Origin of the sequence: Cryobacterium sp. 10I1 (assembly GCF_035019805.1) — a bacterium.
Lineage (GTDB): Bacteria > Actinomycetota > Actinomycetes > Actinomycetales > Microbacteriaceae > Cryobacterium > Cryobacterium glucosi.
Map to the genome: position 1 here is coordinate 1 of NZ_JASJVF010000365.1, position 2372 is coordinate 2372.

At 66.8% G+C, this 2372-nt stretch carries 2 protein-coding genes; both read right to left on the reverse strand.

Annotated elements, in window-relative coordinates; translation table 11 throughout:
• Window positions 1-27: 27 nt before the first annotated feature.
• Window positions 28-1659 carry a Stk1 family PASTA domain-containing Ser/Thr kinase gene (gene pknB, locus QN345_RS18030; protein ID WP_416173120.1) on the reverse strand — a complete coding sequence of 544 codons (1632 nt, stop codon included), beginning with the start codon at window positions 1657-1659 and terminating at the stop codon, window positions 28-30.
• Window positions 1660-1833: 174 nt separating this feature from the next.
• The coding region (locus QN345_RS18035; protein ID WP_323509011.1) for a PASTA domain-containing protein at window positions 1834-2372 on the reverse strand (539 nt) is incomplete at its 5' end.

Here is a 2372-nt window from a genome sequence, read left to right on the forward strand (position 1 = left end):
AGGGAGGGTGGGGCAGAAAACGCGGCGTTAGCCTGCGCAGTAGGTGAGCGCCACCTGGGACTTCTGCTCCACGTCTCCGGGCGCCTGGGATTGCTTGGTGACCGGAGATCCCGGTTTCATGGCGCACGTGGCGTCTGGCGTCGGGATCGGCACAACCTGTACGGACGGGGCCAGCAGGAGCTCGCTAGCCGCCTGAAGGGACTGGCCGACGAGGTTCGGCAGGGTGACGAGGCCGCTGGAGATGAAGATATCGACGGTGTCGCCGGTCTGGGCGCTCCCCTGCAGCGCCGGGTCGGTGCGCAGCACAAGGTTGGGCGCGATCGTCGCAGAGTTCTCCTTGGTGATCGACCCTGGCAGGAGCCCGAGAGCGCTGATCGCGGCCTGGGCGTCGGCGATCGGCAGGTTCGTGACATCGGGCACCGTCACGGGCTGCGGACCCGTTGATACGTAGACCTTGATCACATCGGTCGGCTGGGCGATCGTTCCAGCGGGCGGGTCTGTGCGGGTGACCTTGTCCTTGGGGACCGTTGCGCTGGCCTCCTGGGCCATCGTGGCAGCGAGGTCGGACTCGATGAGGGTGTTCTGGGCGGTCTCGTAGCTCTGGCCGACCAACGAGGGCACCTTCCGGGAGTTATCCGGGAGGTCGCTGCTGGGGGTGAGGCTGAAGGCCCAGATCATCACGGAAAGCACGATCACGATCACGCTGAGGATGCCGGCCCAGATCCAGATGACCGGGGGCCGTCGCTGAGTGCGCACCATCGTGGCGTCCTCGGCGAGTTGCTTGAGCGCGAGCTCCGATCCGGAGGTCGCCGTGGGCGGTGCGCCGAAAAGGCTCGCGGTGGCTTCATCGACGGGGCGGTGCAGCGGGATCACGCCGGAGCCGGCGATCTCGACATCCGTTCGGAACTCGACGGCGCTCTGGTACCGGGCGAAACGGTCCTTTTCAAGGGCGCGCATCACGACGACGTCGAGTGCCGGGGAAACCTTGGGGTTGATCGAGCTCGGGGCGACCGGTGTCTCGCTGACGTGCTGGTAGGCGACGGCGACGGGTGTATCGCCGCGGAAGGGCGCGCGGCCGGTGAGCATCTCGAAGAGAACGACGCCGGTGGAGTACAGGTCCGTGCGTGCGTCGACGGATTCTCCCTTGGCCTGCTCCGGGGAGAAATAGGATGCCGTGCCGAGGATCGCCGTGGTCTGGGCGACCGTCGTCGAGGAATCCGAGATGGCCCTCGCGATGCCGAAGTCCATCACCTTCACCTGGCCGGTCTTGGTGATCATGATGTTGCCGGGCTTGATGTCGCGATGAACGACACCCGCGCGGTGCGAGTATTCGAGCGCCGTCAGGACGCCGTCGATGATGCGCACGGCCTCGGTGGCCTGGACAGGGCCTTCGCGGATGATGTCCTTGAGCAGGCGTCCGTCGACGAATTCCATCACGATGAACGGAATCTGCGATTCGAGGCCGCCGGGTTCTCCGACGGTCTCCTCGCCGGCGTCGAAGACACGCACGATCGTGGGGTGCGCCATCCGCGCCGCGGCCTGGGCCTCCTGGCGGAAGCGGGTGCGGAAGGCGGGATCGGCCGCGAGGGACGACTTCAGGAGTTTGATCGCAACCGTGCGGCCGAGCCGCGCGTCGGTGCCGATATGCACGTCGGACATGCCGCCGCGACCAATGAGTGCCCCCACTCGATAGCGACCTGCGAGCAGGCGGCCTTCATCACTCACAGACTCACTCCCACTCTTGTCGACCATTCGGCTCCAGGCATCGCCCCGGCTGAGGCAACCCTGGTTGCGCGGATCTTGGCTATTTTAGCTGACGTCCCTGCGTCAGTCTTACGGTGTCGCAGCGGTGATCGGCACCGCGGTGGAGGACGGCGACCAGGCTGAGGCGACCTGTCCGCAGTAGTACAGGTACTTGACGGTCATCGATCCGACCGGGCCGGCGACGACGGTCGCCGTGGTGACATCAGCGCCCGTCGGGTTCGCGGATTGCACGGTGCCGCCCGTCACCTCGAGCTTGTACCCGGCCAGGGTCTGGCCACTGGGGCACGATTGCGCGACCCAGGTGTAGGTCACCGTCTTGCCGCTGGCGACGGTGGTCGTGGTCGTCGTCGGAGCGGCGCTCGGGGCGTCGGGTACGACGGCCGGAGCGTAGACCGTGACCGTGATCTTCTCGCCCTTCTTGACCGGGCCGGTGGGGTTGACCGAGTAGACCGTGTCTGCAACCTGCGTTGCCGGGTCGACCGAGGCCTTGCCCGTGACGACGTCGGCGACGAAGCCCAGAGACTGGAGCATGGTGCGGGCTTCCCCGCTGGTCTTACCGATGAAATCGGACTCGGTTACTTCCGCCGTGGTGGGGGTCGGGGTCGGGG

Bases quoted from the DNA above. Each gene is read 5' to 3' on its own strand.
- pknB (WP_416173120.1), bottom strand. From the start codon at position 1,659: ATGTCCGACGTGCATATCGGCACCGACGCGCGGCTCGGCCGCACGGTT.